25 protein-coding genes and 1 pseudogene are annotated in these 24,019 nt (G+C 70.9%); 2 read left to right on the plus strand and 24 right to left on the minus strand.

Translation table 11 applies throughout. The annotated features are described in order from the left end of the window. From rlmN to rpsB, 6 genes are all read right to left on the minus strand, one after another. On the minus strand, positions 1–1,272 hold the full coding sequence (gene rlmN / locus CJ197_RS10085; protein WP_102236620.1) for a 23S rRNA (adenine(2503)-C(2))-methyltransferase RlmN: 1,272 nt from the start codon (positions 1,270–1,272) through the stop codon (positions 1–3). After that, positions 1,269–2,111, minus strand: coding sequence for a phosphatidate cytidylyltransferase (locus CJ197_RS10090; RefSeq protein ID WP_233190834.1), 843 nt, complete (start codon positions 2,109–2,111; stop codon positions 1,269–1,271). Before CJ197_RS10090 ends, rlmN begins: the two co-directional genes overlap by 4 nt. Positions 2,112–2,184: 73 nt before the next feature. Continuing rightward, positions 2,185–2,706 carry a ribosome recycling factor gene (gene frr, locus CJ197_RS10095; protein WP_233190848.1) on the minus strand — a complete coding sequence of 174 codons (522 nt, stop codon included), beginning with the start codon at positions 2,704–2,706 and terminating at the stop codon, positions 2,185–2,187. A 147-nt stretch (positions 2,707–2,853) separates the two neighbouring features. Beyond that, complete coding sequence (gene pyrH, locus CJ197_RS10100; RefSeq protein ID WP_102236623.1) at positions 2,854–3,606, minus strand: UMP kinase; 753 nt, start codon at positions 3,604–3,606, stop codon at positions 2,854–2,856. A gap of 116 nt (positions 3,607–3,722) precedes the next feature. Then, on the minus strand, positions 3,723–4,547 hold the full coding sequence (gene tsf / locus CJ197_RS10105; RefSeq protein ID WP_102236624.1) for a translation elongation factor Ts: 825 nt from the start codon (positions 4,545–4,547) through the stop codon (positions 3,723–3,725). Between the two features lie 119 nt (positions 4,548–4,666). Then, positions 4,667–5,587, minus strand: coding sequence for a 30S ribosomal protein S2 (gene rpsB / locus CJ197_RS10110; protein WP_102236625.1), 921 nt, complete (start codon positions 5,585–5,587; stop codon positions 4,667–4,669). Between the two features lie 462 nt (positions 5,588–6,049). Between rpsB and CJ197_RS10115 the strand changes: the two are divergent. Next, positions 6,050–6,466 (plus strand): annotated as a pseudogene (locus CJ197_RS10115) (murein hydrolase activator EnvC); the annotation flags it as partial. A 210-nt stretch (positions 6,467–6,676) separates the two neighbouring features. On the opposite strand, the gene CJ197_RS10120 reads toward CJ197_RS10115, so the two are convergent. The 15 genes from CJ197_RS10120 to CJ197_RS10190 form a co-directional block, all read right to left on the minus strand. After that, positions 6,677–7,819 (minus strand): tyrosine recombinase XerC, encoded by a 1,143-nt coding sequence (locus tag CJ197_RS10120; protein WP_102236626.1) that lies wholly within the window; start codon positions 7,817–7,819, stop codon positions 6,677–6,679. Between the two features lie 37 nt (positions 7,820–7,856). Next, positions 7,857–9,083, minus strand: a complete 1,227-nt coding sequence (gene dprA, locus CJ197_RS10125; RefSeq protein WP_102236627.1) for a DNA-processing protein DprA — start codon at positions 9,081–9,083, stop codon at positions 7,857–7,859. Continuing rightward, positions 9,080–10,660, minus strand: coding sequence for a YifB family Mg chelatase-like AAA ATPase (locus tag CJ197_RS10130; protein WP_102236628.1), 1,581 nt, complete (start codon positions 10,658–10,660; stop codon positions 9,080–9,082). The genes dprA and CJ197_RS10130 overlap by 4 nt, the downstream gene beginning before the upstream one ends. Further along, the gene (locus CJ197_RS10135; protein ID WP_233190835.1) at positions 10,661–11,113 is read right to left on the minus strand and encodes a YraN family protein; all 453 of its coding nucleotides are present in this window, start codon (positions 11,111–11,113) and stop codon (positions 10,661–10,663) included. A 149-nt stretch (positions 11,114–11,262) separates the two neighbouring features. Further along, on the minus strand, positions 11,263–11,565 hold the full coding sequence (locus tag CJ197_RS10140; protein ID WP_102236629.1) for a DUF2469 domain-containing protein: 303 nt from the start codon (positions 11,563–11,565) through the stop codon (positions 11,263–11,265). Next, positions 11,562–12,296 carry a ribonuclease HII gene (locus CJ197_RS10145; protein WP_233190837.1) on the minus strand — a complete coding sequence of 245 codons (735 nt, stop codon included), beginning with the start codon at positions 12,294–12,296 and terminating at the stop codon, positions 11,562–11,564. Before CJ197_RS10145 ends, CJ197_RS10140 begins: the two co-directional genes overlap by 4 nt. Then, entirely contained in the window at positions 12,293–13,177 is an 885-nt protein-coding gene (gene lepB / locus CJ197_RS10150; protein WP_233190839.1) for a signal peptidase I, read from the minus strand. Before lepB (CJ197_RS10150) ends, CJ197_RS10145 begins: the two co-directional genes overlap by 4 nt. A 30-nt stretch (positions 13,178–13,207) precedes the next feature. After that, on the minus strand, positions 13,208–13,804 hold the full coding sequence (gene lepB, locus CJ197_RS10155) for a signal peptidase I (protein WP_102236631.1): 597 nt from the start codon (positions 13,802–13,804) through the stop codon (positions 13,208–13,210). A gap of 8 nt (positions 13,805–13,812) precedes the next feature. Continuing rightward, entirely contained in the window at positions 13,813–14,163 is a 351-nt protein-coding gene (gene rplS / locus CJ197_RS10160) for a 50S ribosomal protein L19 (RefSeq protein ID WP_102236632.1), read from the minus strand. Positions 14,164–14,525: 362 nt separating this feature from the next. Further along, the gene (gene trmD / locus CJ197_RS10165) at positions 14,526–15,266 is read right to left on the minus strand and encodes a tRNA (guanosine(37)-N1)-methyltransferase TrmD (RefSeq protein ID WP_102236633.1); all 741 of its coding nucleotides are present in this window, start codon (positions 15,264–15,266) and stop codon (positions 14,526–14,528) included. Positions 15,267–15,272: 6 nt separating this feature from the next. Further along, a complete protein-coding gene (rimM, locus tag CJ197_RS10170) occupies positions 15,273–15,857 on the minus strand; it encodes a ribosome maturation factor RimM (protein WP_102236634.1) in 585 nt (194 codons plus the stop codon). Beyond that, positions 15,854–16,834 carry a hypothetical protein gene (locus CJ197_RS10175; RefSeq protein ID WP_233190841.1) on the minus strand — a complete coding sequence of 327 codons (981 nt, stop codon included), beginning with the start codon at positions 16,832–16,834 and terminating at the stop codon, positions 15,854–15,856. The genes rimM and CJ197_RS10175 overlap by 4 nt, the downstream gene beginning before the upstream one ends. Before the next feature lie 10 nt (positions 16,835–16,844). Next, on the minus strand, positions 16,845–17,087 hold the full coding sequence (locus CJ197_RS10180) for an RNA-binding protein (RefSeq protein ID WP_102236636.1): 243 nt from the start codon (positions 17,085–17,087) through the stop codon (positions 16,845–16,847). A gap of 1 nt (position 17,088) precedes the next feature. After that, positions 17,089–17,595 (minus strand): 30S ribosomal protein S16, encoded by a 507-nt coding sequence (gene rpsP / locus CJ197_RS10185; protein WP_102236637.1) that lies wholly within the window; start codon positions 17,593–17,595, stop codon positions 17,089–17,091. A gap of 242 nt (positions 17,596–17,837) precedes the next feature. After that, positions 17,838–18,992 (minus strand): amidohydrolase family protein, encoded by a 1,155-nt coding sequence (locus tag CJ197_RS10190; RefSeq protein ID WP_102236638.1) that lies wholly within the window; start codon positions 18,990–18,992, stop codon positions 17,838–17,840. Between the two features lie 254 nt (positions 18,993–19,246). On the opposite strand from CJ197_RS10190, the gene CJ197_RS10195 reads away from it, so the two are divergent. Next, a complete protein-coding gene (locus tag CJ197_RS10195; RefSeq protein ID WP_102236639.1) occupies positions 19,247–20,146 on the plus strand; it encodes an endonuclease domain-containing protein in 900 nt (299 codons plus the stop codon). A 190-nt stretch (positions 20,147–20,336) separates the two neighbouring features. Here the strand turns inward: CJ197_RS10195 and ffh are convergent, their stop codons facing one another. From ffh to CJ197_RS15155, 3 genes are all read right to left on the minus strand, one after another. Then, positions 20,337–21,938, minus strand: coding sequence for a signal recognition particle protein (ffh, locus tag CJ197_RS10200; RefSeq protein ID WP_102236697.1), 1,602 nt, complete (start codon positions 21,936–21,938; stop codon positions 20,337–20,339). A gap of 292 nt (positions 21,939–22,230) precedes the next feature. Next, positions 22,231–23,694 carry a signal recognition particle-docking protein FtsY gene (gene ftsY, locus CJ197_RS10205; protein WP_102236640.1) on the minus strand — a complete coding sequence of 488 codons (1,464 nt, stop codon included), beginning with the start codon at positions 23,692–23,694 and terminating at the stop codon, positions 22,231–22,233. A gap of 141 nt (positions 23,695–23,835) precedes the next feature. Then, complete coding sequence (locus CJ197_RS15155) at positions 23,836–23,994, minus strand: hypothetical protein (protein WP_158239438.1); 159 nt, start codon at positions 23,992–23,994, stop codon at positions 23,836–23,838. Between the last annotated feature and the right edge of the window lie 25 nt (positions 23,995–24,019).

Consider the following 24,019-nt stretch of genomic DNA (forward strand, 5'->3'; position numbering starts at 1 on the left):
TCACTCCTCGGCCGCGGCGACCGCTTCGACGCGGGCCACGCGGGCCTCACGGTCGGCGCGGTGCTCGTCGGTCTCGATCACCTCGGCGGCCAGCTGGCCGCAGGCCCCGTCGATGTCCGAGCCGCGGGTGTCGCGGATGGTCGTGGAGATCCCATTGCTGCGCAGAGTCTCCACGAAGGTCTTCTCCACCTGAGGGTCTGAGGCGGTCCACTTCGAGCCCTTGACGGGGTTCAGCGGGATGGGGTTCACGTGCACCCAGTGCGCCCCGCCCTGCGCGATCAGGCGATCGGCCAGCAGCTGGGCGCGATGCTGCTGATCGTTGATGTCCCGGATCAGCGCGTACTCGATGCTGACGCGGCGCCCCGTGGCCAGGAAATGCTCATGCGCGGCGTCGAGGATGTCGTCGATGTCGTAGCGGGTGTTGATGGGCACCAGTTCATCGCGCAGCGCGTCATCCGGGGCGTGCAGGGAGACCGCGAGCGTCAGCGGGATGCCTTCGGCGGTGAGCTTGCGCACCGCCGGTGCGAGGCCCACCGTGGAGACGGTGATGTGACGGGCGCCCATCCCGAAACCCTCCGGGGCAGGGGCGTTCAGGCGTCGGCACACCGCGGCGACGGCCTTGTAGTTCGCCAGCGGCTCCCCCATGCCCATGAAGACGATGTTGTTCACGCGGCCCGGGCCTCCGGGCAGCTCCTCGCGGGAGAGCAGGAGGTTCGCGATCCGCACCTGCTCGAGGATTTCCGCGGCGGAGAGGTTGCGGGTCAGCCCCATCTGCCCGGTGGCGCAGAACGGGCAGTTCATCCCGCAGCCGGCCTCGGAGGAGATGCACAGCGTGGTGCGGTCGCTGTAGCGCATGAGGACCGACTCGACCATAGCGCCGTCGAACAGGCGCCACAGGAACTTCTGGGTGGCGCCGTGGTCGGCGCTTTGGCGGGACACCTCCGTGAGCAGGCGCGGGAAGAAGCGCTCGACGAGCTCCTCGCGGCGGTCGGCGGGGAGATCGGTGAGGTCCGACGGATCGGTGGTGAAATGCTCGAAGTAGTGCACGGACAGCTGCTTCGCGCGGAAGGCGGGCAGCCCCATCTCCGTCACTGCGTCCTGCCGCTCGGCGAGGGTGAGGTCTGCCAGATGTGCGGGCGGCTTGCCGCGCCGGGTGGGGCGCAGCTGCAGCTGGCCGGGGGCGAGGGCGACCTTCTGCCCGGGGATGGCCTCGCGGGAGAGATCGGGGTTCGCGCCGGCACCGGGCCGACGGGGCGTCTCGGGGGTGCTCATGGCAGCAGAACCTCCAGCATGAGATAGGTGGCGGGGGCGGCCAGCAGGATCGAGTCCACACGGTCCATGACACCGCCGTGCCCGGGCAGCAGGTGCCCCATGTCCTTGATGCCGAGGTCGCGCTTGAGCAGCGATTCGGCGAGGTCACCGCAGGTGGATACGAGCACGAGCATCACGCCGATCGCGACTCCCGCCCACCAGGGCATGCCGAGGGCGAGGGTCGCCACGGAAGCGACCAGCGTGATCCCCAGCAGCAGGGAACCGGCGAAGCCTTCCCAGGATTTCTTGGGGCTGATGGAGGGGGCCATCGGGTGCTTGCCCAGCAGGACACCGGCGATGTAGCCGCCCACGTCGTTGCCGATCGGCCCCAGGATCGCCAGCAGCACCAGCAGCGGCCCGTCGTCGCGCTGCATGAGCAGCAGCAGGAAGGATCCCAGGAACGGGATCCAGGTCAGGGTGAATACTCCCCCGGCCACATCACGCAGGGCGGACAGGCCCATCGACTCGCTGATGCGCCACAGGATCAGTACGCACACCGCCACGGCGGTGGACAACAGCAGCCCCGGTTCGGCGAGGACCACGGTGGAGACCACCATCCCCACCACTCCCACCAGCAGCGGCACGGCGGGGACCGCGAGGCCGCCGAAGGACAGTGCGCGCACCAGCTCCAGCACGGCCAGGACCATCGCGATCGCAGCGACGACGGGGAATGCCTGCGGGAGCACGAACAGGGAGGCCAGCAGCAGGGCCAGCAAACCCAGACCCACAGCGATCGCGGCCGGCAGGTTGCGGCCGGGACCGCGACGACGCGGTGCACGCCCAGGATCTGAGGTGGGCATGGCATCGACCGCCTCAAGCGGGCTCGAGGCGGTCGACGATGCAGCGGGGCTCATGCGCGGGGCGCGATGCGGTTCAGAGGGTCTCGAGCTCGGTCTCCTTGGCGGCCAGGGCCTCGTCCACCTGCTCGCTGTACTTCTTGGTGATGGACTCGAGCTCCTTCTCCGCGCGGGTGCCCTCGTCCTCGCCGATCTCCTTGTCCTTGACGAGCTTCTCGATGGCCTTCTTCGCGGTGCCACGAGAGGCGCGCACCGCGACCCGGCCGTCCTCGGCCTTGGTGCGTGCGAGCTTCACATAGTCCTTGCGGCGCTCCTCGGTCAGGGCCGGCAGCACAATGCGCAGGGTGTCCCCGTTGTTGGTGGGGTTCACTCCCAGGTCGGACTCGCGCAAAGCGGTCTCCACACCGGACATCGCGGACTTGTCGTAGGGGGTGACGATGACGGTGCGGGCCTCGGGGAACTGTAGGGAGGCCAGCTGGTTCAGCGGGGTGGGGGCGCCGTAGTACTCGACGGTGATGCCCTGGAACATGGCGGCGTTGGCCCGGCCCGTGCGGATGGTGGTGAACTCCTCCTTGGTCACCTCCACGGACTTCGCCATCTTCGTTTCGGCGTCCTTCAGGATGCTGGACGTGTCGTTCACGGGGTTCTCCTCGGGTCTCGGTGGTGGATCGTCGGTGCAGGGCATCTGCCGGGGTGTTACGTCCATTGTCCTCCACCGTGGCGGGCGGTGCGAGGACTGCTGCGCTCAGGCCGTGACGACGGTGCCGATGCGGTCCCCGCGCATGGCCCGGGTGATGTTGCCAGGGGTGTCCAGGCCGAACACCATCATCTGCTGGGCGTTGTCCATGCACAGGCTGAAGGCGGTGGAGTCCACGACCTTCAGGCCCTGCTGGAGGGCGTCGTTATAGGTGACGTGCTCGAGCTTTGTGGCATCGGGGTTCTCGCGGGGGTCGGAGTCGTAGACGCCGTCCACGCCGTTCTTGGCCATGAGCACCTCTTCGCAGCCGATCTCCAGGGCGCGCTGCACGGCGACGGTGTCGGTGGAGAAGTACGGCATGCCGGCACCGGCGCCGAAGATGACCACGCGGCCCTTCTCGAGGTGCCGGACGGCGCGCAGGGGGATGTACGGCTCGGCGACCTGGCCCATCGCGATGGCGGTCTGCACGCGGGTGGAGACGTGGCGCTGCTCGAGAAAGTCCTGTAGGGCCAGGCAGTTCATGACGGTGCCGAGCATGCCCATGTAGTCGGCACGGCGGCGGTCCATGCCGCGCTGGGACAGCTCGGCGCCGCGGAAGAAGTTTCCGCCGCCCACCACGATCGCGCACTCGACACCCTGGGCCACGCCCTCGGCGATCTCCCCGGCGATGCGGGAGACGACATCGGGGTCCACGCCCACGGCCCCGCCGCCGAAGGCCTCGCCGGAGAGCTTCAAAAGGACCCGGCGTCCGTCCTGCTTCTTGGGGAGAACGGGGATCGGCGAGGTGATCGTCTGGGTCATGGGTGTCCTTCCGCGCGGGGTCCTCGGTGAGGATACCGGAGCGGCCCCGCACCGATGGTGCGGGGCCGCGTGCCGGTGGCCACGCTCACGCGCGGCCGGGGTGCTGCGGGGGTCGGTCAGTTGCCGACGCGGAAGCGGATGAAGCCGGTGACGGTGCCGCCGGCCTCCTCCACGACCTTGCCCACAGACTTCTTGTTGTCCTTGGCGAAGGCCTGATCCAGCAGGCAGTTCTCCTTGTAGAAGCCGTTCAGGCGGCCCTCGACGATCTTGGGCAGGGCGGCCTCGGGCTTGCCCTCGTTGACGGCGGTCTCCTGAGCGATGCGGCGCTCGTTCTCGACCACATCGGCGGGGACCTCGTCACGGGAGAGGTAGGTGGGGGTGAACGCCGCGATGTGCATCGCGATGTCCTTGGCCACCTCGGCGCCGGCCTTGTCGGTGGCGACCAGCACGCCGACCTGCGGGGGCAGGTCCTTGTTGGTGCGGTGCATGTACTCGGTGACGACCTCGCCGGACAGACGGCCGATGCGGCGCACCAGGATCTTCTCGCCCATGGAGGCACCGGCATTGGTGAGCGCCTCACCGAAGGGGGTCTTTTCGAGGTCCGCGGGCTCGGAGGCGCCGGACTCGACGGCGGCGGCCACAGCCTCATCGCCCAGGGCGACGAACTTGCTGTTCTTGGCCACGAAGTCGGTCTCGGAGTTGAGCTCGACCAGGGTGCCGGTCTGGCCGCCCTCGGCGTCGCGCACGTCGACGGCGATCAGGCCCTCCGAGGCGGAGCGACCCTCGCGCTTGGCGATGCCCTTAAGGCCCTTGACGCGCAGGAGCTCGACGGCCTTGGCCTTGTCGCCGCCGGCCTCATCGAGCGCCTTCTTGACGTCGAGCATGCCCGCGCCGGTGGACTCGCGGATCTCCTTGATGTCTGCTGCCGTGTAGTTGGCCATGTTCCTCTTCCTTGTGGGAGGTGCTGCTCAGGGGGCGGGGCGCGGTGGCGCCCCAGAGAGGGGTCCGGGGACCCCGGGATGGGGCCCGAGGACGACGGTATCGCCCTCGGGCCCGCGGGTCACTCGGCGGTGGGAGCCTCGGCGGGCTTCTCCTGCTCGGACTTCTCCTCGGCCGGGGCCTGGTCGGCGGGGGCGTCCTGGGCCGGCTTGTCCTCGGTCGAGGCGACGGACTCCTCAGCGGGGGCGTCCTGCTGCTGGACCTCGGACTGCTTGAGCAGCTCCTGCTCCCACTCGGCCAGCGGCTCAGCGTCCACGGCGGAGACGTTCTTCTCGCCACCGGAGGAGGCGCTGTGGCGCTCCTGCAGGCCGGCGGCGACGGCGTCGGCGATCACGCGGGTCAGCAGGGTGACCGAGCGGATGGCGTCGTCGTTGCCGGGGATCGGGTAGGTGATCTCGTCGGGGTCGCAGTTGGTGTCCAGGATCGCGACGACCGGGATGCTCAGCTTCTGCGCCTCGTCGACGGCGAGGTGCTCCTTGTTGGTGTCCACGACCCACAGGGCGGAGGGGGCCTTGCTCATGTCGCGGATGCCGCCGAGGGTCTTCTCGAGCTTCTCCTTCTCGCGGCGCATCATGAGCAGCTCCTTCTTGGTGCGGCCGGAGGAGGCCACATCGTCGAAGTCGATCTGCTCGAGCTCCTTGAGGCGGTTGACCCGCTGGGAGACGGTCTGCAGGTTGGTGAGCATGCCGCCCAGCCAGCGCTGGTTCACGTAAGGCATGCCCACGCGGGTGGCCTGCTCCTGGACGGACTCCTGGGCCTGCTTCTTGGTGCCGACGAACAGCACGGTGCCGCCGTGGGCCACGGTCTGCTTGACGAAGTCGAAGGCCTTGTCGATGTACTCGAGCGTCTGCATCAGATCGACGATGTAGATGCCGTTGCGCTCGGTGAAGATGAAGCGACGGACCTTGGGGTTCCAGCGACGGGTCTGGTGGCCGAAGTGGACGCCGCTCTCCAGGAGCTGGCGCATGGTGACGACTGCCATGATGGTGTCCTCTTGTCTTCCGATCCTGGGCTCGCGCGACGCGCCCGGTGGGCGTCCGCGGTCCTCGCGCAGGACCTGCTTTCTCGGTTCTTCCCCCGCCACCGGATGGTGCGGGGCCTGGTGCCCGGGTGGTCGGCCGCCCTCGCCGCCGCCCGGATGCGGGTGGTGGATCAGGACCGATGGCCGACGAGCCCTGGTAGGCACGCGAAGTCATCCGGACGGACCGGATGCTGCGGCGAGTCTATCCGACGCTGGGCACCCCATGCGCGCGTGATGCGTCACCTGTGGGCGGGTGTCGGGGCGACCGGTGGCCGGGTGCCGGGGCGACCTCTCCTCCACAATGCCCCCTCATCCACAATCCGGGTAGCACGGCAGCGGAGCCAGGCGCCGGACCGGCAGGCTCTCGGCATGACTGCACCACATGCTCTCCCCCGCCCTCGCACCCTTCTGCGCGCCGTCCTCATGGGTCTGGTGCTCGTCATCTGTCTGCTGCCGTCAGCGGCTCTCGCCGATGACGTGGACGGTGCCGGTGGCGTGGGCGGGGCGGAGGACTCACCGGCATCGTCGGCGCGGTGGATCTGGCCGCTTGTGCCGCGGCCGGAGGTGGTGCGGGTTTTCGAGGCACCGGAGAGCCGGTATAGCCCCGGGCATCGAGGGATCGACCTGGCCGTGCCCGCAGCCGGGGCATCCGTGCGCGCGGTGGAGGACGGGGTGGTGCGCTTCGTGGGGATGGTGGCGGGGCGCGGGGTGGTCTCGGTGACGCATGCCGACGGGCTGATCTCGACCTATGAGCCGGTGGCAGGGACGGTCCGACGGGGTCAGCAGGTCCAGGCCGGGGACGTGCTGGGGACGGTGGAGCCGGGCTCGGCGCCGGGGCACTGTCCGGGGCAGCTGTGCATGCATCTGGGGGCGCGGCGGGGTGCGGACTATGTGGACCCCTTGCTGCTGCTGGGGATGCGGGGGCCGAGCGTGCTGCTGCCCTGGAGCGGCGGGGCTGGCGCGGGCTCTGGTGTGAGCGCAGGGTCAGGCGCTATCGCGGGAGCGTCGGGGCCTGCGGCGGGAACGTCGAGGGGCGTGGCGGGAGCAGGGTCAGGCGCGCGGGTGGGCTTGCTCGACGGTGCGGCGCAGTCGCTCGGCGCTGACATGCGTGTAGATCTGGGTGGTGGCGAGCGAGGAGTGCCCGAGGAAATCCTGGACGCTGCGCAGGTCCGCTCCGCCTTCGACGAGGTGGGTGGCGGCGCTGTGGCGCAGCGTGTGGGGGGTGATGTGGCGTTCGATCCCGGCGGCGGCGGCATGCCGGTCCACGAGGGTGCGGACGGCCCGGTCGCCGAGTCGGCCTCCGCGCACCCCGAGGAACAGGGCGGGGCCCGCGGTCGCGGCTGATGCATTCTCCAGGACGACGGGCCTGCCCTCGCGCACCCAGCGCTCCACTGCCTCCACGGCGAGGCGGCCGACGGGGACGATGCGCTCTTTGTCGCCCTTGCCGCGCACGCGCACGGTGCGGGCGGTGGCGTCGATGCCCGGCAGGTTGAGTGCCACCAGCTCGGAGACGCGCAGGCCGGAGGAGTAGAGCAGTTCGAGGACCGCGGCATCGCGCAGCTGGATCGCCTGCGCGAGCGGGTCCTCGGCGGGGCGGTCCAGAGAGTTCAGCGCGGCCACGGCCGGGGCCCCATTATTCGCCGGGATCCGATTATTCGCCGGGGTCCCATTATTCGAGGTCGACCGGGTTGTCCCGGCGTGGTCCCCTCCAGGGTGTTGGCTGTGTCTGTCGCTGTCCGCAGCTCCATTCTCGCCCGCGGCTCCGTTCTCGCCAGCGCTGCTTTCCCCTGCCTGGTCGAGGAGCTGCTTCGCCTGCGCCCCAGTGAGGACGGCGGGCAGGTGGCGGCCACGCTTTGGGGCACGCAGCCGCCCGCCGACGTCATGCGGGATCCGCCCGGTGGCGGCGAGCCAGGTGGTGAAGGTACGGGCTGCCGCAGCAGAACGGGCGAGCGTGCTGGCACTTGCACCGGTCTCGGCGCGCGCACCGAGCCAGGTCCGCAGGGCGGTGACGTCGAGCTCTGCCAGGGGGATCCGCTCCTGGTCGCGCAGGTGGGTGAGCAGTCCCGCGGCCTCGCGGCGGTAGGCCCGCACGGTGTGCTCGGAGCGCCCGCGCTCGAGCCGTAGGTGCTCGATGAAGGCGTTGAGCACCGCATCCTCAGGCTGCGAGGGCGGCTGAACGGACGGTGCGGGCATGACATCCAGTCTCCCGCAGACCGTTCCGCGAAGACTCTCAGGACCGTGCCCGGGCGCGTCGGACCCGGCCCCCGGACCGTTCCACGTGCCCCATCAGATCCAGGCGAGCGAGTGCCGCCTGGACCTCGACGGGGCTGAAGCCGATCTCCTGGGCGATGCGCTCCGGAGAGAGCGCAGAGCGGGGCGGGACCGCATCCAGCACGCGCCGATCCGCCGGGGTCAGCAGATCCAGTGCATCTTGGCGGGCGAAGGCCCCCTCCCCTGCCGCCGGTCCGCCTGGCAGGAGGTCCTGCACGTCCTGTCCTTCGGTAATGAGCACGGCCCCGCGCTCGCGGATGATCCGGTGGCAGCCGGCGCTCGCCGGGGAGGTCACCGGGCCCGGGACCGCGCCGACGGGACGGGAGAGGTCATCGGCATGGCGCGCGGTGGACAGCGCTCCCGAACGCCAAGACGCCTCGACCACCACGGTTGCCTGAGAGAGGGCGGCGATCAGCCGGTTGCGTGCCAGGAACCGCCAGCGCGTGGGCGCCGTGCCCGGCGGGGCTTCACTGACCAGCAGGTGCCGCTCCCGGATGCGTTCGAGAAGCGTCGTGTTGCCGCGCGGATAGAGGCGGTCCAGTCCCCCGGCGAGCACAGCGATCGTTGCGCCATCGGAGGCGTCGAGCGCCCCACGGTGGGCGGCGGCGTCGATGCCGTAGGCGCCGCCGGAGACGACAGTGCCGCCGTGTGCGGCGAAGGCTGCGGCCAGCGACCCGGCGGTGTCCTCGCCGTACGGGGTCGAGGCGCGTGAGCCCACCAGGGCGATGCTCCGGGGCGTGATGAGCTCGTCGAGGAGTCCGGGCCCATGCAGCCACAGGCAGTGCGGGGCGGTGTGCTCGAGGTCCCCGAGCATCATCGGCCATTCCTCATCTGCGGGGGTGATGACGCGGATGCCGCGTCGCTCAGCATCGGCGAGCGCGCGCGGCAGGTCCACGACCTTCAGGCGGGCACGCCAGCGGGCCAAGGCTTTCGCGGCGCGGGAGCGGTGACTGCCGGGGGACGGATCTGCGGCGTCGCTCGGCAGGGTGCCACCGAGGGCCTCGAGCAGCTCATGATCGGTGGCCTCCCGCGCGGCCTCGAGGGCCACTGCTGGCCCGAGCACGGAGCGAGCCAGGTGAGCGACGGGGTCGGAGGGTTCGGCGATCAGCGACCAGGTCAGGCGCGCAGTCCGTTCTGCGGCCGCCGCGGTGCGGGAGCTGTGGGTGTCGATGGCGGAGCTGGTCATCGTCGGTCTCCTTCGCGCAGGGTGAGGGCGAGGCCGATGTGATCGGCCGCGGGGGCGTCGGCACCGGCGAGGTCCGCGAGAGTCCAGGCCAGGCGCAGCACCCGGTCATGGCCGCGCAGGGTCAGGCGGCCCTGGGCCACCGCGTGCTCGAGGAGGCGGCGTTCGGCCGGGGCGGGGGCGAACTCCCCGCGTAGCAGCGGTCCGGGCAGATGGGCGTTGGTGGACCAGGGCCGTCCGGCATAGCGGGCTGCCTGTCTCTCCCGGGCTGCGGCGACGCGCGCCGCGATCGCCGCACTGGGTTCGGTGTCCTCACCTGCGGTGCGGTGGATATCGGCCGGCCCCACGTGCAGGCGCATGTCCACGCGGTCCAGGACCGGGCCGGACAGCCGCGAGAGGTAGCGGCGGCGCTGCAGCGGGCTGCACGAGCAGTCCGCGCCCTTACCCCACGCCTTCCCACAGGGGCACGGGTTCGCGGCCAGTACCAGCTGGAAGCGGGCGGGGTACCGGGTGACGCTGCGGGTGCGATGCAAGGTGACGTCCCCGGTTTCGAGGGGTTCACGCAGCGCCTCTAGCACGCGGGCGGAGAACTCCGGGGCCTCATCGAGGAACAGCACCCCGGCGTGGGCACGAGAGATCGCACCGGGGTGAGCGATCCCGGCCCCACCGCCGACCACAGCAGCGGCGCTCGCGGTGTGGTGCGGGCTCTCGAACGGGGGTGTGCGCAGCAGGCCACCGCGCGCGTCGAAACCACCGGAGAGCGAATGGATCGCGGAGACGACCAGGGCATCCTCGGTCCCCAGCGGGGGCAGGATTCCCGGCAAGCGGGAGGCGATCATGGTTTTTCCCGCCCCGGGCGGGCCCACCAGCAGCAGGTGGTGCGCACCGGCGGCGGCGACCTCCGCGGCGAGCCGCGCCTGTGCCTGCCCGATCACATCGGCGAAATCCGGACTATGTCCGCCCGGCGCGTCACCGGTCGCTGTGTCCTCACGCCCTGCGGAACCGTCCTCACGCGGGGCGGCGCCCCCGGTGCCCGGGATCTCCTCCCGGTCCGGGGGCGGCGGGATATCAGCACCCCAGCGCAGCAGCAAGGTCGCGAGGTGCTCGGCCCCCTCCACGTCCAGGCCCTCCACGAGCTGCGCCTCCGGCAGGTTGCCAGCGGGGACCACGGCCCGCCGTGCCCCGGCGTCACGGGCGGCCAGCAGGGCGGGAAGCACCCCGGGGATCGGGCGCAGAACCCCGTCCAGACCCAGCTCCCCCAGCAGCACCGTGTCCGGGGGCGGTGGCTGCGGCAGATCCTCCTGCGCGGCGAGGACCGCCACCGCGATCGCGAGGTCGAACCCGGACCCGTGCTTAGGCTGCCAGGCCGGGGAGAGGTTCACCGTGATGCGACGCTGGGCCAGATGCAGACCGCAGCGGGCCGCGGCGGCGCGCACCCGATCCTTGGCCTGCAACGTCGAGGAGTCCGGCAGGCCCACCAGCGCGAAGGCGGGCAGGCCCGGGGAGACATCGGCCTCGACCTCCACCATGGAGCCGTCCAGGCCTGTGAGGCTGACGGACAGGGTGCTGGCGTGCCCCATTCAGCCCACCGCCCGTAGATGCTCAAGCGTGAAGGTCCCTTCGGGGTGGGCGTGAACGGCGATCACGTCGATGCGCACATCGCGGTGCGGGATCTGCTGCTCCATGAGGTACTGCCCGGCCAGCAGGCGCAGACGCCGCAGCTTCTGGCCGGTCACGGCGGCCTGCGGGACGCCGGTGACGAAGCTGCGGCGGGTCTTGACCTCGCAGAACACGAGGGTGGTGCCGTCCAGGGCGATGATGTCCATCTCTCCGTGCCGCAAGCGCACATTGCGTTCGATGATCTGCCAGCCCTGGGCGGCGAGGCGTTCGGCGACCAGTTGCTCGCCGGCGGCGCCGAGTTCGCGGGTGCTCATCGCCCGCACGGCCCGCGGGGGTGTCGCGGCGGTGGGGTCTAGGGGCTGCGGTGGGTGCAGTCCGGCGGTCGGGGGCTGGGTCTTCGTCAGTGCATCCATGCCCGCCAGCGTGGCCGGAGCGGGGCACGGTGCGATAGGTCACCGCTGAGATTGTGGATGACGGGGCATTGTGGAGGAGAGGTCGCAGCGCCCGGCTCCCGCGCCGCTCGGTCCCTGTACCGCAGCCCCCGACGCTGCCCGTCGGGCCGTCAGGGCAGGGAGAGATCCTGCTTGTTGAGCTCCTCGATGTTGACGTCCTTGAACGTCACCACGCGCACGGAGCGCACGAAGCGGTTCGAGCGGTAGATGTCCCACACCCACACATCGGCCAGGCGCAGCTCGTAGAACACCTCGCCGCCGGCGGAGCGGACCTGCAGGTCCACCTGGTTGGCGAGGTAGAAGCGGCGCTCGGTCTCCACCACGTAGGTGAACAGGCTGACAACGTCGCGGTATTCGCGGAACAGCTGCAGTTCGAGATCGGACTCGTAGTTCTCGAGGTCCTGGGAGCTCACCGATTCTCCTCCCTGTCGTGCCCGGGCGGCGGGTTCTCCCACAGTACGCCAGGTGCAGGCTTCCCTGAGCCCAGTCGCCAGGAGCGCCGATGCTGGGCGTGCGGGCCCAGGCGGTCGATCGCCTCGCGGTGCACCGCCGATCCGTAGCCTTTGTTCGAGTCCCACCCATACTTGGGCGCCTCTTGGGCGAGTTCGGCCATCCGCGCATCTCGCGCGACCTTCGCGAGGATGCTCGCCGCCGCCACGGAGGCACAGTCCCGATCGGCCTTGACCCGTAGCTCCACCTGCGGCACCGTGCCCTCCGCGGCGGCGAGCACGGGGGTGAGGACATCCACGCTGCCATCGAGCAGGACCGCATCCACCTCCCCGGTCTGCTCCTCGATCTGCGCGAGGGCGCGCAGGGCGGCGCGGGTGAGGGCGGTGACGATCCCGGCCTCGTCGATCTCCTCCGGTCCGGCCCAGCCGACGGCGGTCGCGAGGGCCGCATGCTGGATCGGTTCGATGAGCGCTTCGCGGCGCCGGGCAGTCAGGGCTTTGGAGTCGCGCACGCCCTCGGGCAGCGCAGAGACCGTGCCGTCGCGGATCTCGATCGCGCAGGCCCCCATCGCGACAGGACCGGCGAGCGCACCGCGACCGACTTCATCGATGCCCACCACGATGCGGCGGCCGGGGCCGCAGCGGGCCGCGAGCGTCAGCTCCGTCGTGAAGTCGGGGGCCGCAGCGCCCCTCACGGCGACTCGGGGATGTCGGCGAAGGCATCCTCGCCGTCGCGCAGGCCGGACCAGCGATCCATCGGCCAGAACACGGTGACGGCGCGGCCGGTGATGTCGGCCTGATCCACGAAGCCGTTCTCCCCGTGGTGCTCATGCCAGGCGGAGTCCGCGGAGGCGTGGCGGTTGTCGCCCATCACCCACACCTTGCCCGCGGGCACGGTGACATCGAAGGGGACCTGGCAGGGGGAGGTGGCGGGGTTGATGTACGGCTCGTCGACGAGCACGCCGTTGACCTCGAGCTGCGCCCCCTCCTCGGCGCAGACCACGCGGTCCCCGGGCATGCCGATCAGGCGCTTGACCAGGTGATCCTGGGAGGGATCGGGGGCCAGACCCACCAGCGACAGGGCCATCAGCACCCGCACCCGCGGGGTGGGGTTGTCGGTGGCGTCCCCCGGGATCCAGTCGCCGGGATCCTCGAAGACGATGACGTCGCCGCGCTCGAGATCGAACACGCCGGGGCTGAGCTTGGAGACGAGGATCTTGTCATCCGTCAGCAGGGTGGGGTTCATGGAGGCGGAAGGGATGTAGAACGGCTGGATCAGAAAGGTCTTCACCAGCACCGCGATGACCAGCGCCACCACCATCGTCACCAGGGTGTCCAGCCACAGCGGCAGCCGCGTGCGGCGCTGCTCGCCGTCTTCAGCGTCCTCGAGCTTGGCAGCGTCCTGTGCGCTCTCATCCCACGGATCTGCCGGGTCCGCGGAGCCTGCCGGGGCGGTCGAATCTGTGGCAGCGGTGCGTCGGTCAGCGGCGACGGTCTCTGCGCCTGCAGCGTCCACAGGATCCGCCGTCTCCGGGATCTCGGAGTCGGCGGTGCGGTGCTGATCGGGCGCGTTCATCGTCGGGATCTTATCGGCCGAGCCTGAGTCTCAGAGCTCGCCGGCACGCGACAGTGGCCACACCACTCGATCGGCTCGGCCCATCACACGCTCGACGGGGATCATGCCGCCGCCGGGTGCACCCAGCAGGTGGCGCGAATCGGTGGAGTCGGCGCGGTTGTCCCCCAGCACGAACATGCGCCCCTCAGGCACCTCGAGGTCGAAGGTGATCTCACTGGGCGCAACCCCGGCAGCGAGGTACGGCTCCTCGATCGGCTCACCGTTGACGGTGATGCGTCCATCGGCTCCGCAGCAGGTCACGCGGTCACCGCCGATGGCGATGACGCGCTTGAGCCAGAACTGGCCGCCCAAGGCGCCGCCGGCCCCCTTCTCATCGGTGGGCTCGAAGTACCCGCGGCCGTCGAAGACCACCAGCTCTCCCCGCTCAGCGGTACCGCGTGCGGTGCGATCCACGAGCACCACATCCCCCGGCTGGACGGTGGGAGCCATTGACGCGGACGGGATGTGGAAGGGGCGCGCCACGAAGGTCCGTACGCCGAACGCAGCCACGAGCATCAGCACGACGCAGACGGCGGCGGCCACCAGCAGGTGGGGCCGCCGCCGTCCGAACATCGTCGCAGAGCGCATCCGATGGATCAGGAGTGCTCGCGCTTCTCCCGGATACGAGCCTTCTTGCCCGTGAGGTTGCGCAGGTAGTACAGCTTCGCGCGGCGGACGTCTCCGCGGGTGACGACCTCGATCTTGTCGATGGTCGGGGCGTGCACGGGGAACACGCGCTCCACACCCACGCCGAAGGACACCTTGCGCACGCGGAACGTCTCCCCCACGCCGTGGCCCTGGCGGCCGATCACGTAGCCCTGGAAGACCTGGATACGGGAGCGGTTGCCCTCGATGACCTTCACGTGCACCTTGACGTTGTCGCCGGCGCGGAACGCGGGAAGGTCCTCGCGCAGCGAGGCCTTGTCGAGCTCGTCGAGCTTCTGCATGTCTGTTTCTCCTGCCCTCCGCCTCAGGTCGGACGGCGTCGTTCGTCGGCCACCCTGGCGGGGGCCTCGCGGAACCGTGTGGCCGGCCCGGGCGAGCCCGGGTACCGGTGTGCTGGGCCTCTGGCGGCGACTCCCATCGCCACGGACCTGCCCGACCGCTTCTTGCGCCCTCCCCTGAGGCAGAGGGACGCGCGGTGCGCACGAGGGGTCATTCTGTCAGCGCGCCCGGCGCGACGGCAAGCGGCCGGGCACAGTTCGTGCCGGTCATCACCGCGCAGGGCCGACCGGGGCCGCTCCCCCGCCGCTGCGCACGTACCGGGGCCCCGCTCCGAGGCCGATGGGCGCTGCGCGCCGCGCCTCTGTCAGGACTCGGCGTGGCCCGGCTCCAGCAGGTCCGGTCGTCGCTCCCGGGTGCGGGAGATCGCCTGCTCGCGCCGCCACGCGGCGATGCGGCCATGGTCTCCGGACAGCAGGATCGCGGGGGCCTCGCGGACCACGCCGCGCGGGTCCTCCCAGCGCGCCGGACGGGTATACAGCGGATACTCCAGCAGCCCCTCAGAGTGGGACTCCTCGACGAGGGACTCGGCGTTGCCCACCACGCCGGGAATCAGCCGCACCACAGCCTCGGTGATCGCGAGCACCGCGACCTCACCGCCGTTGAGGACATAGTCACCGAGCGAGGCCAGAGCCACCTCGCAGCCTGCATCGGCCAGATGCTCATACACCCGCTCGTCGATGCCCTCATAGCGGCCGCAGGCGAAGATGATCCATTGCCGGCTCGACCACTCCTGGGCGGTGGCCTGCGCGAACGGCTCCCCCGCCGGGTTCGGGAACACGATCAGCGGTTCCGCCTGCTCTCCCAGCTGCGCCTGCCCCGCCTCCCGCACGGCGGCGAAAGCCTCCGCCCACGGCTCGGGCTTCATGACCATGCCGGCCCCGCCTCCGAGTGGCGTGTCATCCACCGTGCGGTGACGATCATGGGTCCATTCGCGCAGGTCATACACGTGCAGGTCCACCAGGCCTTCGCGGCGGGCCTTGCCGATCAAGGACAGTTCTAGCGGGGCCAGGTAGTCCGGGAACAGGGTGATGACGTCCAGACGCACAGTCGCTCAGCGCTTCCGGCTCGGCTGGCTGGTCTCCGGCTCCGGGCCCTGCTGGTCTTCTGGCAACTCCTCGAGCAGGCCACCGGGCGGATCGGCCCGCACCACGCCTTCCTCGAGGTCCACTTCAGGCACGAGCTGGGTGACCAGCGGGAGTTGCACCCGTCGGCCCGTGGCGGCGCGCACCACCAGCAGGTCCTGCGCCGGGTAGTGCTCCACATCCACGATGACACCCAGCTCCCGGTCATCCTCGATGTGCCGCACCGGCAGGCCCTTCAGCTGGGAGGGGTACCAGGCGTCCGGGTCCTCGGCGGCCTCCTCGGCCTCGTCCACCTCGATCACGAGGTCCACGCCGCGCAGAGACTCCGCATCGGTGCGGTCGGTGACCTCGTCAAAGGCTACGTACCAGCGGTCCTGCTGGAGGCGGGTGCGGGCCACGGTGAGGGTGCGCTGCTGCCCATCGACCATGACGGTGAAGCTCGCCCCGCGGCGCAGACGCTCCTCGGGCTGGTCGGTGCGCAGCTGCAGCGCCACCTCACCGCGCAGGCCGTGGGCCCGGCCGATGGTCGCGACGATGACGTCACGCATGCTCATGCTGTCTCCTGATCCTGCTGGTCACCGGGACGCGGAGCGCCCACCACCGCACTGTTGTCCTCGTCCTCCACCACTGCGGGGACGTCATATCCGACGTCCCGGCAGGCTGCAGCGAGCTGATCCAGGGGCTGCTGGATCCCGTCGGACCACATGTCACCCTGCAGAGCGTCCTGGAATGGCACGCGCACCGCGTCGATCCCGGCCCGCACTGCCTCGTCGTCCACCGCGGCGCTCTCCCGCGCCAGCAGATCCTCGGTGGCCTGCACATCGTCCATCCGCTCCGCGGGAACATTCCGACCCCCCAGCCCCACCAGGCGGAACATGTTCGAGGTGAGGACATTGGCGTTGGCGAAATGGATCAGCGTGCTGGGAGTGTCGTAGATCCGCGAGCACACGAGCGGCGCGGGCTTCGTCCCGTCCTCCCCGGGCTCGATGATCCAGGTGGCGGCCGTCGAGGCGCCCTGGCACGCGGCGGCCAGGCCCTCCCAGGCGTCGCGGAATCCGTCGCGGTCGGCGTCCTGGCCGTGCTCGGGCTCGGTGCGGAACCACTCGGCGAGGGCCGTCGCAGCCTGCTGCGCCTCCTCGGGGGCAGCGTCGAAGACGGCGTCAATGTCATCACCGGTCATCGTGTAGAAGAAGGGGTCCGAGGGGCCGATGTCGGGCGCTGTCGCAGCGCGGTCCAGCACCACCCGGGACAGGGGCGCGGTGTAGTCAGGGTCGCCGTAGAACTCGGTGCAGGCGGTCTCGAGCGCAGCCTCCGCGGCGGGGTCTGCGGTGGGATCGCCCGGGGCCGCCCCACCCCCGTCGGACACTCCGGCACCGGGGGTGGGTTCTGGCGCGGGGTCGGTGCAGCCGCCCAGCAGCGCAGCGGCCGCGGCGAATGCGGCGATGCCGGTCAGCGCGCGGGAGCGGGAATGACCGGAGCGGCGCTGCCGGGACCCGGAGGTCACCGCGGCAGCACCGCTCCCGATGGTCATGCGGGGTACCTCAGCGCCGGTCGACGTCGACGATGTCCACACGCACATCGTCCTCGGACAGCGCCGTGGTCACCGTGCGCAGGGCACGTGCGGTACGGCCCGAGCGGCCGATGACGCGGCCGAGGTCCGCGGGGGCGACCCGCACCTCGAGCAGCGGGCCGCGGCGCGTGGACTTCTCGGTCACACGCACCGCATCGGGGTCGTCGACGATGCCGCGGACGAGGTGGTCCAGAGCTTCGGCGCGGGCGCTCATCTCAGGCCTCGTCGGTGGAGGCGGCGTCGGCGTCCTCGGCGGACTCACCCTCAGCCGGGGCCTCCTCGGAGCCGGGCTCGACGTCGGAGGACTCCTCGTCGCTGTCCGCGGCGGCCTTCTCAGCCTCCTCCTCGGCCTTGGCCTTCTTTGCGCCCTCACGGGACTCGGAGGCGGCCTTGTCGGCCTCGGCGATGAGTTCCTCCGCGGACTTCTTCGCCTCCGCGGACTTCAGCGAGCCGGCGGAGTCGCCCTCACCGCTGAACTTCGCCCAGTCACCGGTCACCTTCAGCAGCGCGGCGACCTGCTCGGTCGGCTGCGCGCCGACGCCCAGCCAGTACTGCGCGCGCTCGGAGTCGATCTCGATGACCGAGGGCTCCTCGGTGGGGTGGTACTTGCCGATCTCCTCGATCACGGCGCCATCACGCTTCTTGCGCGAATCTGCCACGACGACGCGGTAGAACGGTGCACGGATCTTGCCCATGCGCTTCAGGCGGATCTTGACAGCCACGTGGGTGGACTCTCCTTCAGGGATGTTCGGGTGAGTGCCGCCGCTGCCTGTGGGGTGATGCGGGCGCTGACGGTCCTCGGGGTGTCATGCACGAGCGGGTAGAGGGCCGGCTCGGGCACATACGCTCGTCAAGTATGCCAGGTGGCGGCGGCACGGATCCAGCCCAGGAGGCTGTGCCCCGGGGCACATGAGGCGGCGCCAGGTATGCGGGTGCGGCGGTCAGGCGACCGGGGTGCGGCGGTTCAGGCGACGATCTGCCCGCCGAGCACCACGTGCGTGAGATCGCGCAGCACCCGGTGGTCATCGCGCGGGTCGCCCGGCAGAACCAGCAGGTCCGCGGGGTCGCCGTCCTCCAGCAGCGGTGCGCCGAGGAACCGGCGCGGGGCGAAGGCCGCGGCGGTGAGGATCTCGGAGGCGGTCAGCCCAGCCCGGGCCAGCTCGTCGAGCTCATCGTGAATGATGCCGTGGCCGAGCACTCCCCCGGAATCGGTCCCCACCAGCAGCTGCACCCCGGCGTCAAGGGCGTCCCGGGTGCGGTCGAAGCGCCCGGCCCGCAGGCGCCGCATATGCGCCGCGTAGTCGGGGAACTTGCGTTCACCCTGGCTGGCGTAGGTCTCGAACTCGTCGACGTTCACGAGCGTGGTGATCACGGGGACGCCATCGGCGGCAGCCCGCTCGATGGTCGCGGGAGTGAGACCGGTCGCGTGCTCGAGGCAGTCGATCCCTGCGTCCAGCACCAGCGGCAGCGTCTCCTCATCGAAGGTGTGGGTGGTGATCCGTGCTCCGGCGGCATGCGCCGCATCGATCGCGGCGGCGAACGTCGGCGCGTCCCAGCAGGGCCGCAGGTCCCCGACCTCACGATCGATCCAGTCGCCGACGAGCTTGACCCAGCCATCGCCGCGGGCCGCCTCGCGGGTGACGGCACTCGGCAGGTCCGCCGGCTCCACTTCGTCGGCGTATCCGATGAGGTAGCGGCGGGTGCGGGCGAGGTGTCGGCCGGAGCGCACCAGGCGCGGCAGGTCACCCTGCTGCTGCAGCGGGGAGTTGTCGATGATCGAGCCGGCGTCACGGACCAGCAGCACCCCGGTGTCACGGTCGATGATGGCCTGGGCGCGGGCCTCCTCGATAGAGATCCCGCCCCCGCCGTCTCCGATGCCGAGGTGGCAGTGCAGGTCCGCGAGACCGGGCACGACCGCGCCGCGCAGGGTGCGCACCTCGGTGCCGTGGGGCAGCTCGGGCTTCTCGTGGTGGATGAGCCCGCCGACGACCCAGGCCTCGGGCAGCTCCCGCTGTTCGTCGAGGATCACCGGGCCCATCAGGTGCAGCACCGGCGCGCCGTCCGGGGCGGGGCGCAGGTAGGAGGGCGTGCGGCGGGCAGGCATCGAGTCACGGAGCATGCCCCGAGCCTACGGGGCGCGGCGCGGCGCGGGGCGGGCGCGGCGCTGGCGGGGCGGGCGAGCCGCGCGCGGGGCCCCCTCCACCCCGCGAAGGAGTCATTTTGAGCCAGAAAATGGCTCAGAATGACTCCTTCACGCTGGACGCAGTGCACGATACCCCGTGCCCGCATCGATACGTCCTCCACAGTGCCCTGCTGTCCACAATGCGGTGTCCGGGGCGACGAGGGGCGGCGGCCCCTGTCTAGGGTCACAGCATGGCTCTGCGGCATGCACACGATCTTCGCCCGGGCGCGATCTACCAGCGCAAACAGCTTCTCGCCCAGGGTATGCACACCCGGGTCCTCGCCTCGGACCAGATCCTCGCACCGTTGCCCGGTTTCGTGACGCGCGCCGATGCGCCAGCAGACTTGCGCACAACCGTCCGCGCGCTGCAGAAATACGTTGTGCCCGGCGCGCCGATCTCCCATGTCACCGCTGCGGAGTACCTCGGGCTCCCGCTCCCCGCCGGCCTGACACACGCAGACGGCGAGCCACTGCATTGCGCCGTCGAACGCCGGGGCGGTCAGAAAGCCACAGCCCGCATTCGCCTGCATGAGTCGCATCCAATCGTGGCGTTCGATCACCGCGGAGTGAATCTCTTCCATCCGGTGCGTGTTCTGCAGCAACTGAGCCGCCGGTTCTCTCGCGAAGACCTGGTGATCTGCGTCGACGCGCTGGTCACCACGGGGCAGGGGTGTGTCATGCCATGGGCGCTCGAGGATGTTCGGCGAATGGCTGGTCAGCTGCGCGGAGCCGGGGCGCGCGCAGTCGTCGCAGCGACGGCGGAAGCCCGCGAGGGCGTGTGGTCGCCGATGGAGACTCGAGCTCGCCTGCTCCTCATCGACTCCGGGCTACCGGAGCCCGTGCCGAACCTCAAGGTGCGGGACCCGTCGACCGGCCGTCACTACTACGTGGACCTCGCGTATCCGGCAGAACGCATCGCGATCGAGTACGACAGCGACTTCCACCGCGTGGACCGGACGCAATGGCAGAAGGACCTCAGCAAGGACGCGGCGCTGCGGCGCATGGGATGGAGGGTGTTGCGCATCTCCATCGCCGATATTCGCAGGCCGCAGGCTTTTCTCCGCGCCCTGCATGCTGAGCGGGCGGCCTGAGGCGCCGGCGCTGTGCCGTGGATGCAGGCACCGCCGCACGGCCCCACAGCACAGCGCACCCCGCGGCCTCGCGAGGGAGTCGTTTTGAGCCAGATTTTGGCTCAAAACGACTCCCTCGCGAGGTGGAGGCGCGGCGTGGGGCCCTCGCAGGGTGGAGAGGCGCCGGGCCCTCGGGCCGGCGCGCCGCGGGTCAGCGCCCGCCGAGGAGTTTCTGCATCTCCGGCGGCAGCTGGCTGGGGTCGAAATCGCCGAGGTCCGGCATGCCCTGCCCGCCCTGGCCGGCCGCTCCGGCACCGAACGCGGAACCGCCCGCGCCTGCACCGCCCTCGGGGGCCTTCCGCGCGGCTTCTGCCTGCTCGCGCGCTGCCTTGGCGGGGTTCTTCGACTTGGGCTTTCTGCCCTTGCGCTGCGGGGCCTGGCGGCCGCGCGACTTCTTGCCCATGCCCATGCCGGGCCCGCCCGGCATCCCCGGCATGCCGCCGCCAGCCATGCCGCGACCCATCTGCCGCATCATCTGCTGGGCCTGCTTGAACCGCTCGAGCAGCTGGTTGACCTGCTGCACCGTAGTGCCGGAGCCCTTGGCGATGCGGGAGCGGCGCGAGCCGTTGATGATCTTGGGGTTGTTGCGCTCGGCCGGGGTCATCGACCGGATGATCGCCTCAACCTTCCCCAGCTCGGACTCGTCGAAGTTCTCGAGGGCCTCGCGGTACTGCCCCATGTTCGGCAGCATGCCCAGCATCTTCTTGATGGAGCCCATGTTCTTGAGCTGCTGCATCTGGGCCAGGAAGTCATCGAGGGTGAAGTCCTCGCCGCTGGCGAGCTTCTCCGCGGCTTTCTGGGCCTCCTTCTGGTCGAAGGCCTTCTCCGCCTGCTCGATGAGGCTGAGCACGTCACCCATGTCCAGGATGCGGCTGGCCATCCGGTCGGGGTGGAAGCGTTCGAAGTCGTCGAGGCTCTCGCCGGTGGAGGCGAAGAGGATGGGGCGCTCGGTGACGCCGGTGATGGACAGCGCCGCACCGCCGCGGGCATCGCCGTCGAGCTTGGAGAGCACCACGCCGGTGAAGCCCACGCCGTCACGGAACGACTCGGCCACCCGCGCAGCGTCCTGGCCGATCATCGCGTCGACCACGAACAGGGTCTCGTGGGGGTTGATGGCGTCGCGGATGTCCCGCGCCTGCTGCATCATCTCCTCGTCGATGCCGAGGCGGCCCGCGGTGTCGACGATGACGACGTCATGCTGCTGGAACTGGGCGTTGGAGACGCCGTTGAGGGCCACCAGCACGGGGTTGCCCACGCCGTTGCCGGGCTCGGGCGCGAACACTGGCACGCCGGCGCGCTCGCCGACGATCTGCAGCTGGTTCACGGCGTTGGGCCGCTGGAGATCGGCTGCGACCAGCAGCGGGGTGTGCCCCTCGGACTTCATCCACTTCGCGAGCTTGCCGGCCAGGGTGGTCTTACCGGCGCCCTGCAGGCCCGCGAGCATGATGACCGTCGGCGGGTTCTTCGCCCAGTGCAGCTCACCGGTGGCGCCACCCAGGATTTCCACCAGCTCGTCGTTGACGATCTTGACGACCTGCTGGGCAGGGTTCAGGGCCTTGGAGACCTCTTCGCCGAGCGCCCGCTCCCGGACCCGCCCGGTGAACTCGCGGACGACGGAGACGGCGACGTCGGCGTCCAGCAGCGCACGCCGAATCTCGCGGATCGTCTTGTCGACGTCCGCTTCAGTGAGCCGGCCGTGGCCGCGCAGTCCCTTCAGCGACGCTGTGATGCGATCGGAGAGGTTGTTGAACACGAAGCGATTCCCCTTGGTGGTGCGGACCGCCCCAGTGTAGTGGCCGCCCCGCGGCGGCACCCGGTGCACCCGGGAGAGAACCGCCACGACCGTCGGCTCTCGTGCGCCCCGGTCCAGGGCCGATGCGCCTTTCGGCGGATGGCGCAGCCATGCGGCGCAGGCCAGGCCGCTCGCGTCCAGCTCAGGCCAGGCCGTCGGCTCCCAGCCCAGGCCAGGCCACCGGCTCCCAGCTCAGGCCGGGCCGCCGCTCTCCCCCGGCGCCTTGGGCCCCGGCGTCCTGGGCCCCGGCCTCTCAGCCCTCCAGCAGGGCGTCGACGAAGCCGTACGGGTCAAACGGCGTGAGGTCATCCATGCCCTCGCCGAGCCCGACCATCTTCACCGGCACGCCGAGCTCCCGCTGGACGTTGACGACGATGCCGCCCTTGGCGGTCCCGTCGAGCTTGGTCAGCACGATGCCGGTGATGTTCACGGCCTCGGCGAACACGCGAGCCTGCTGCATGCCGTTCTGCCCGGTGGTGGCGTCGATGACCAGCAGCACCTCGGCGACGGTGTCTCCATGCAGGCCCTTCTCGGCCACGCGGCGCACCTTGCCGAGCTGATCCATCAGACCCTTCTTGTTCTGCAGCCGCCCGGCGGTGTCGATGATGACGACGTCGGCGCCCTGCTCGATGCCCTCCTTGACGGCGTCGAAGGCGACGGCGGCGGGGTCGGCGCCGTCGCGGTCGGAGCGGACGGTGTCCACGCCGACGCGGGAGCCCCAGGTGGCGAGCTGATCCGCGGCGGCGGCGCGGAAAGTGTCGGCGGCGCCGAGGACGACGCTGCGCTCAGCAGCGACGAGGACGCGGGCGAGCTTGCCGACGGTGGTGGTCTTGCCGGTGCCGTTGACGCCGACCATGAGCAGCACGGAGGGCACTTCGGTACCGTCGGGTGCGGTGCGGCGGGTGGCGGCGACTCGGCGGTCCAGCTCGGGGTTGACGAGGGTGATGAGCTCCTCGCGCAGCACGTCGCGCACGGCCACGGGGTCGTCGGTGCCGAGCACCTGGATGCGGCGGCGCAGGTTCTGCATCATCTCGTCGGTGGCGTCGGGGCCGAGGTCCGCCAGCAGCAGCGTCTCCTCGATCTCATCCCAGGTGTCCTCGTCCACACCGCCGCGGGTGAGGAGGGTGAGGATGCCGCGGCCGATAGCGCCGGAGCGGGAGAGTCGCTCGCGCAGGCGGACCATGCGGTCGCCGGGCGCCTCGGGGGTCTCGATGACAGGGCCGACGGGGGCTGCCGGCTCCGCGGGAGCGACGGGCTCCGCGGGAGCGACGGGCTCAGCCGGTGCGGCGGACTGTGCCGACGGGTCCTGTTCGACCGGCGCTGCTGTGTCCGTGGGCGCATCGGACGGCGCGGGGGCCGTGGGAGTGGCAAGGGGATCGGCCGACGGGGCCATCTCACCCGTGGGCTCGGTCGGCGCCGGGGGCTGTGCCGGGTCGGCCTGCTCGACGCCCGGCGCCGGGGCGGTCTGCTCGTCGCTCGGTCGCGGCGGCGCGGGGGCGGAGAGCGTGTCATCCCAGGTGGGGGCGGCGGGCCGTTCCTTGACGGCGGTGGCGGTGCTGCCGCCGGAGGTGCTGCGAGAATCCTTCGTGTCCTCGCCGGGCTGATCGGAGGAGCCGGAGCGCGTGCGGTGCCGGATCCACGCCCAGGCACCGGCGCCGAGGACGACGATCCCGCCGCCACCACCGGCGATCAGGGCTAGTAGGGCATCAGGCTCCACGGGTCACCTCCGAGGTCGACGGGGCCGGCATGCGGCGGGACAGCAGACAGTCTAGGCAGAGGCGCGGGCACGCCCCGCCCCCGCGCACAGCCACCACGCCACAGCCACGCCACGCCCCGCGAGCACGCTCGAGCCGTGCGGTCACTCGCCCGTGCGGGAGCGGTGGCGAGTCTCCGGGGCACGCTGGTCGCGGCGCTCACGGGAGGAGCGCAGATGCGGCAGCGCGACGGCGACGAGGATCCCCGCTGCCAGCAGCAGGGCCAGCAGCAGGAAGATCACGGTGACGATCATCGCGCTCATGGGCTCACCGGCACGGTCTTGGGGC

It is taken from the genome of Brachybacterium sp. UMB0905, from assembly GCF_002871795.1.
Taxonomy (GTDB): domain Bacteria; phylum Actinomycetota; class Actinomycetes; order Actinomycetales; family Dermabacteraceae; genus Brachybacterium.

What these genes read in the sequence shown, in the direction of transcription:
- rpsB (WP_102236625.1), bottom strand. Translation starts at nt 5,587, where the DNA reads ATGGCAGTCGTCACCATGCGCCAGCTCCTGGAGAGCGGCGTCCACTTC.
- dprA (WP_102236627.1), bottom strand. Translation starts at nt 9,083, where the DNA reads ATGACCAGCTCCGCCATCGACACCCACAGCTCCCGCACCGCGGCGGCC.
- lepB (WP_233190839.1), bottom strand. Translation starts at nt 13,177, where the DNA reads ATGAACGCGCCCGATCAGCACCGCACCGCCGACTCCGAGATCCCGGAG.
- rplS (WP_102236632.1), bottom strand. Translation starts at nt 14,163, where the DNA reads ATGCAGAAGCTCGACGAGCTCGACAAGGCCTCGCTGCGCGAGGACCTT.
- CJ197_RS15155 (WP_158239438.1), bottom strand. Translation starts at nt 23,994, where the DNA reads ATGAGCGCGATGATCGTCACCGTGATCTTCCTGCTGCTGGCCCTGCTG.
- CJ197_RS10175 (WP_233190841.1), bottom strand. Translation starts at nt 16,834, where the DNA reads ATGACCATCGGGAGCGGTGCTGCCGCGGTGACCTCCGGGTCCCGGCAG.
- rlmN (WP_102236620.1), bottom strand. Translation starts at nt 1,272, where the DNA reads ATGAGCACCCCCGAGACGCCCCGTCGGCCCGGTGCCGGCGCGAACCCC.
- CJ197_RS10180 (WP_102236636.1), bottom strand. Translation starts at nt 17,087, where the DNA reads ATGAGCGCCCGCGCCGAAGCTCTGGACCACCTCGTCCGCGGCATCGTC.
- CJ197_RS10195 (WP_102236639.1), top strand. Translation starts at nt 19,247, where the DNA reads ATGGCTCTGCGGCATGCACACGATCTTCGCCCGGGCGCGATCTACCAG.
- lepB (WP_102236631.1), bottom strand. Translation starts at nt 13,804, where the DNA reads ATGCGCTCTGCGACGATGTTCGGACGGCGGCGGCCCCACCTGCTGGTG.
- pyrH (WP_102236623.1), bottom strand. Translation starts at nt 3,606, where the DNA reads ATGACCCAGACGATCACCTCGCCGATCCCCGTTCTCCCCAAGAAGCAG.
- CJ197_RS10190 (WP_102236638.1), bottom strand. Translation starts at nt 18,992, where the DNA reads ATGCTCCGTGACTCGATGCCTGCCCGCCGCACGCCCTCCTACCTGCGC.
- CJ197_RS10090 (WP_233190834.1), bottom strand. Translation starts at nt 2,111, where the DNA reads ATGCCCACCTCAGATCCTGGGCGTGCACCGCGTCGTCGCGGTCCCGGC.
- frr (WP_233190848.1), bottom strand. Translation starts at nt 2,706, where the DNA reads ATGGCGAAGTCCGTGGAGGTGACCAAGGAGGAGTTCACCACCATCCGC.
- CJ197_RS10135 (WP_233190835.1), bottom strand. Translation starts at nt 11,113, where the DNA reads ATGGATGCACTGACGAAGACCCAGCCCCCGACCGCCGGACTGCACCCA.
- CJ197_RS10120 (WP_102236626.1), bottom strand. Translation starts at nt 7,819, where the DNA reads ATGCCCGCACCGTCCGTTCAGCCGCCCTCGCAGCCTGAGGATGCGGTG.
- tsf (WP_102236624.1), bottom strand. Translation starts at nt 4,547, where the DNA reads ATGGCCAACTACACGGCAGCAGACATCAAGGAGATCCGCGAGTCCACC.
- CJ197_RS10130 (WP_102236628.1), bottom strand. Translation starts at nt 10,660, where the DNA reads ATGGGGCACGCCAGCACCCTGTCCGTCAGCCTCACAGGCCTGGACGGC.
- rimM (WP_102236634.1), bottom strand. Translation starts at nt 15,857, where the DNA reads ATGAGCATGCGTGACGTCATCGTCGCGACCATCGGCCGGGCCCACGGC.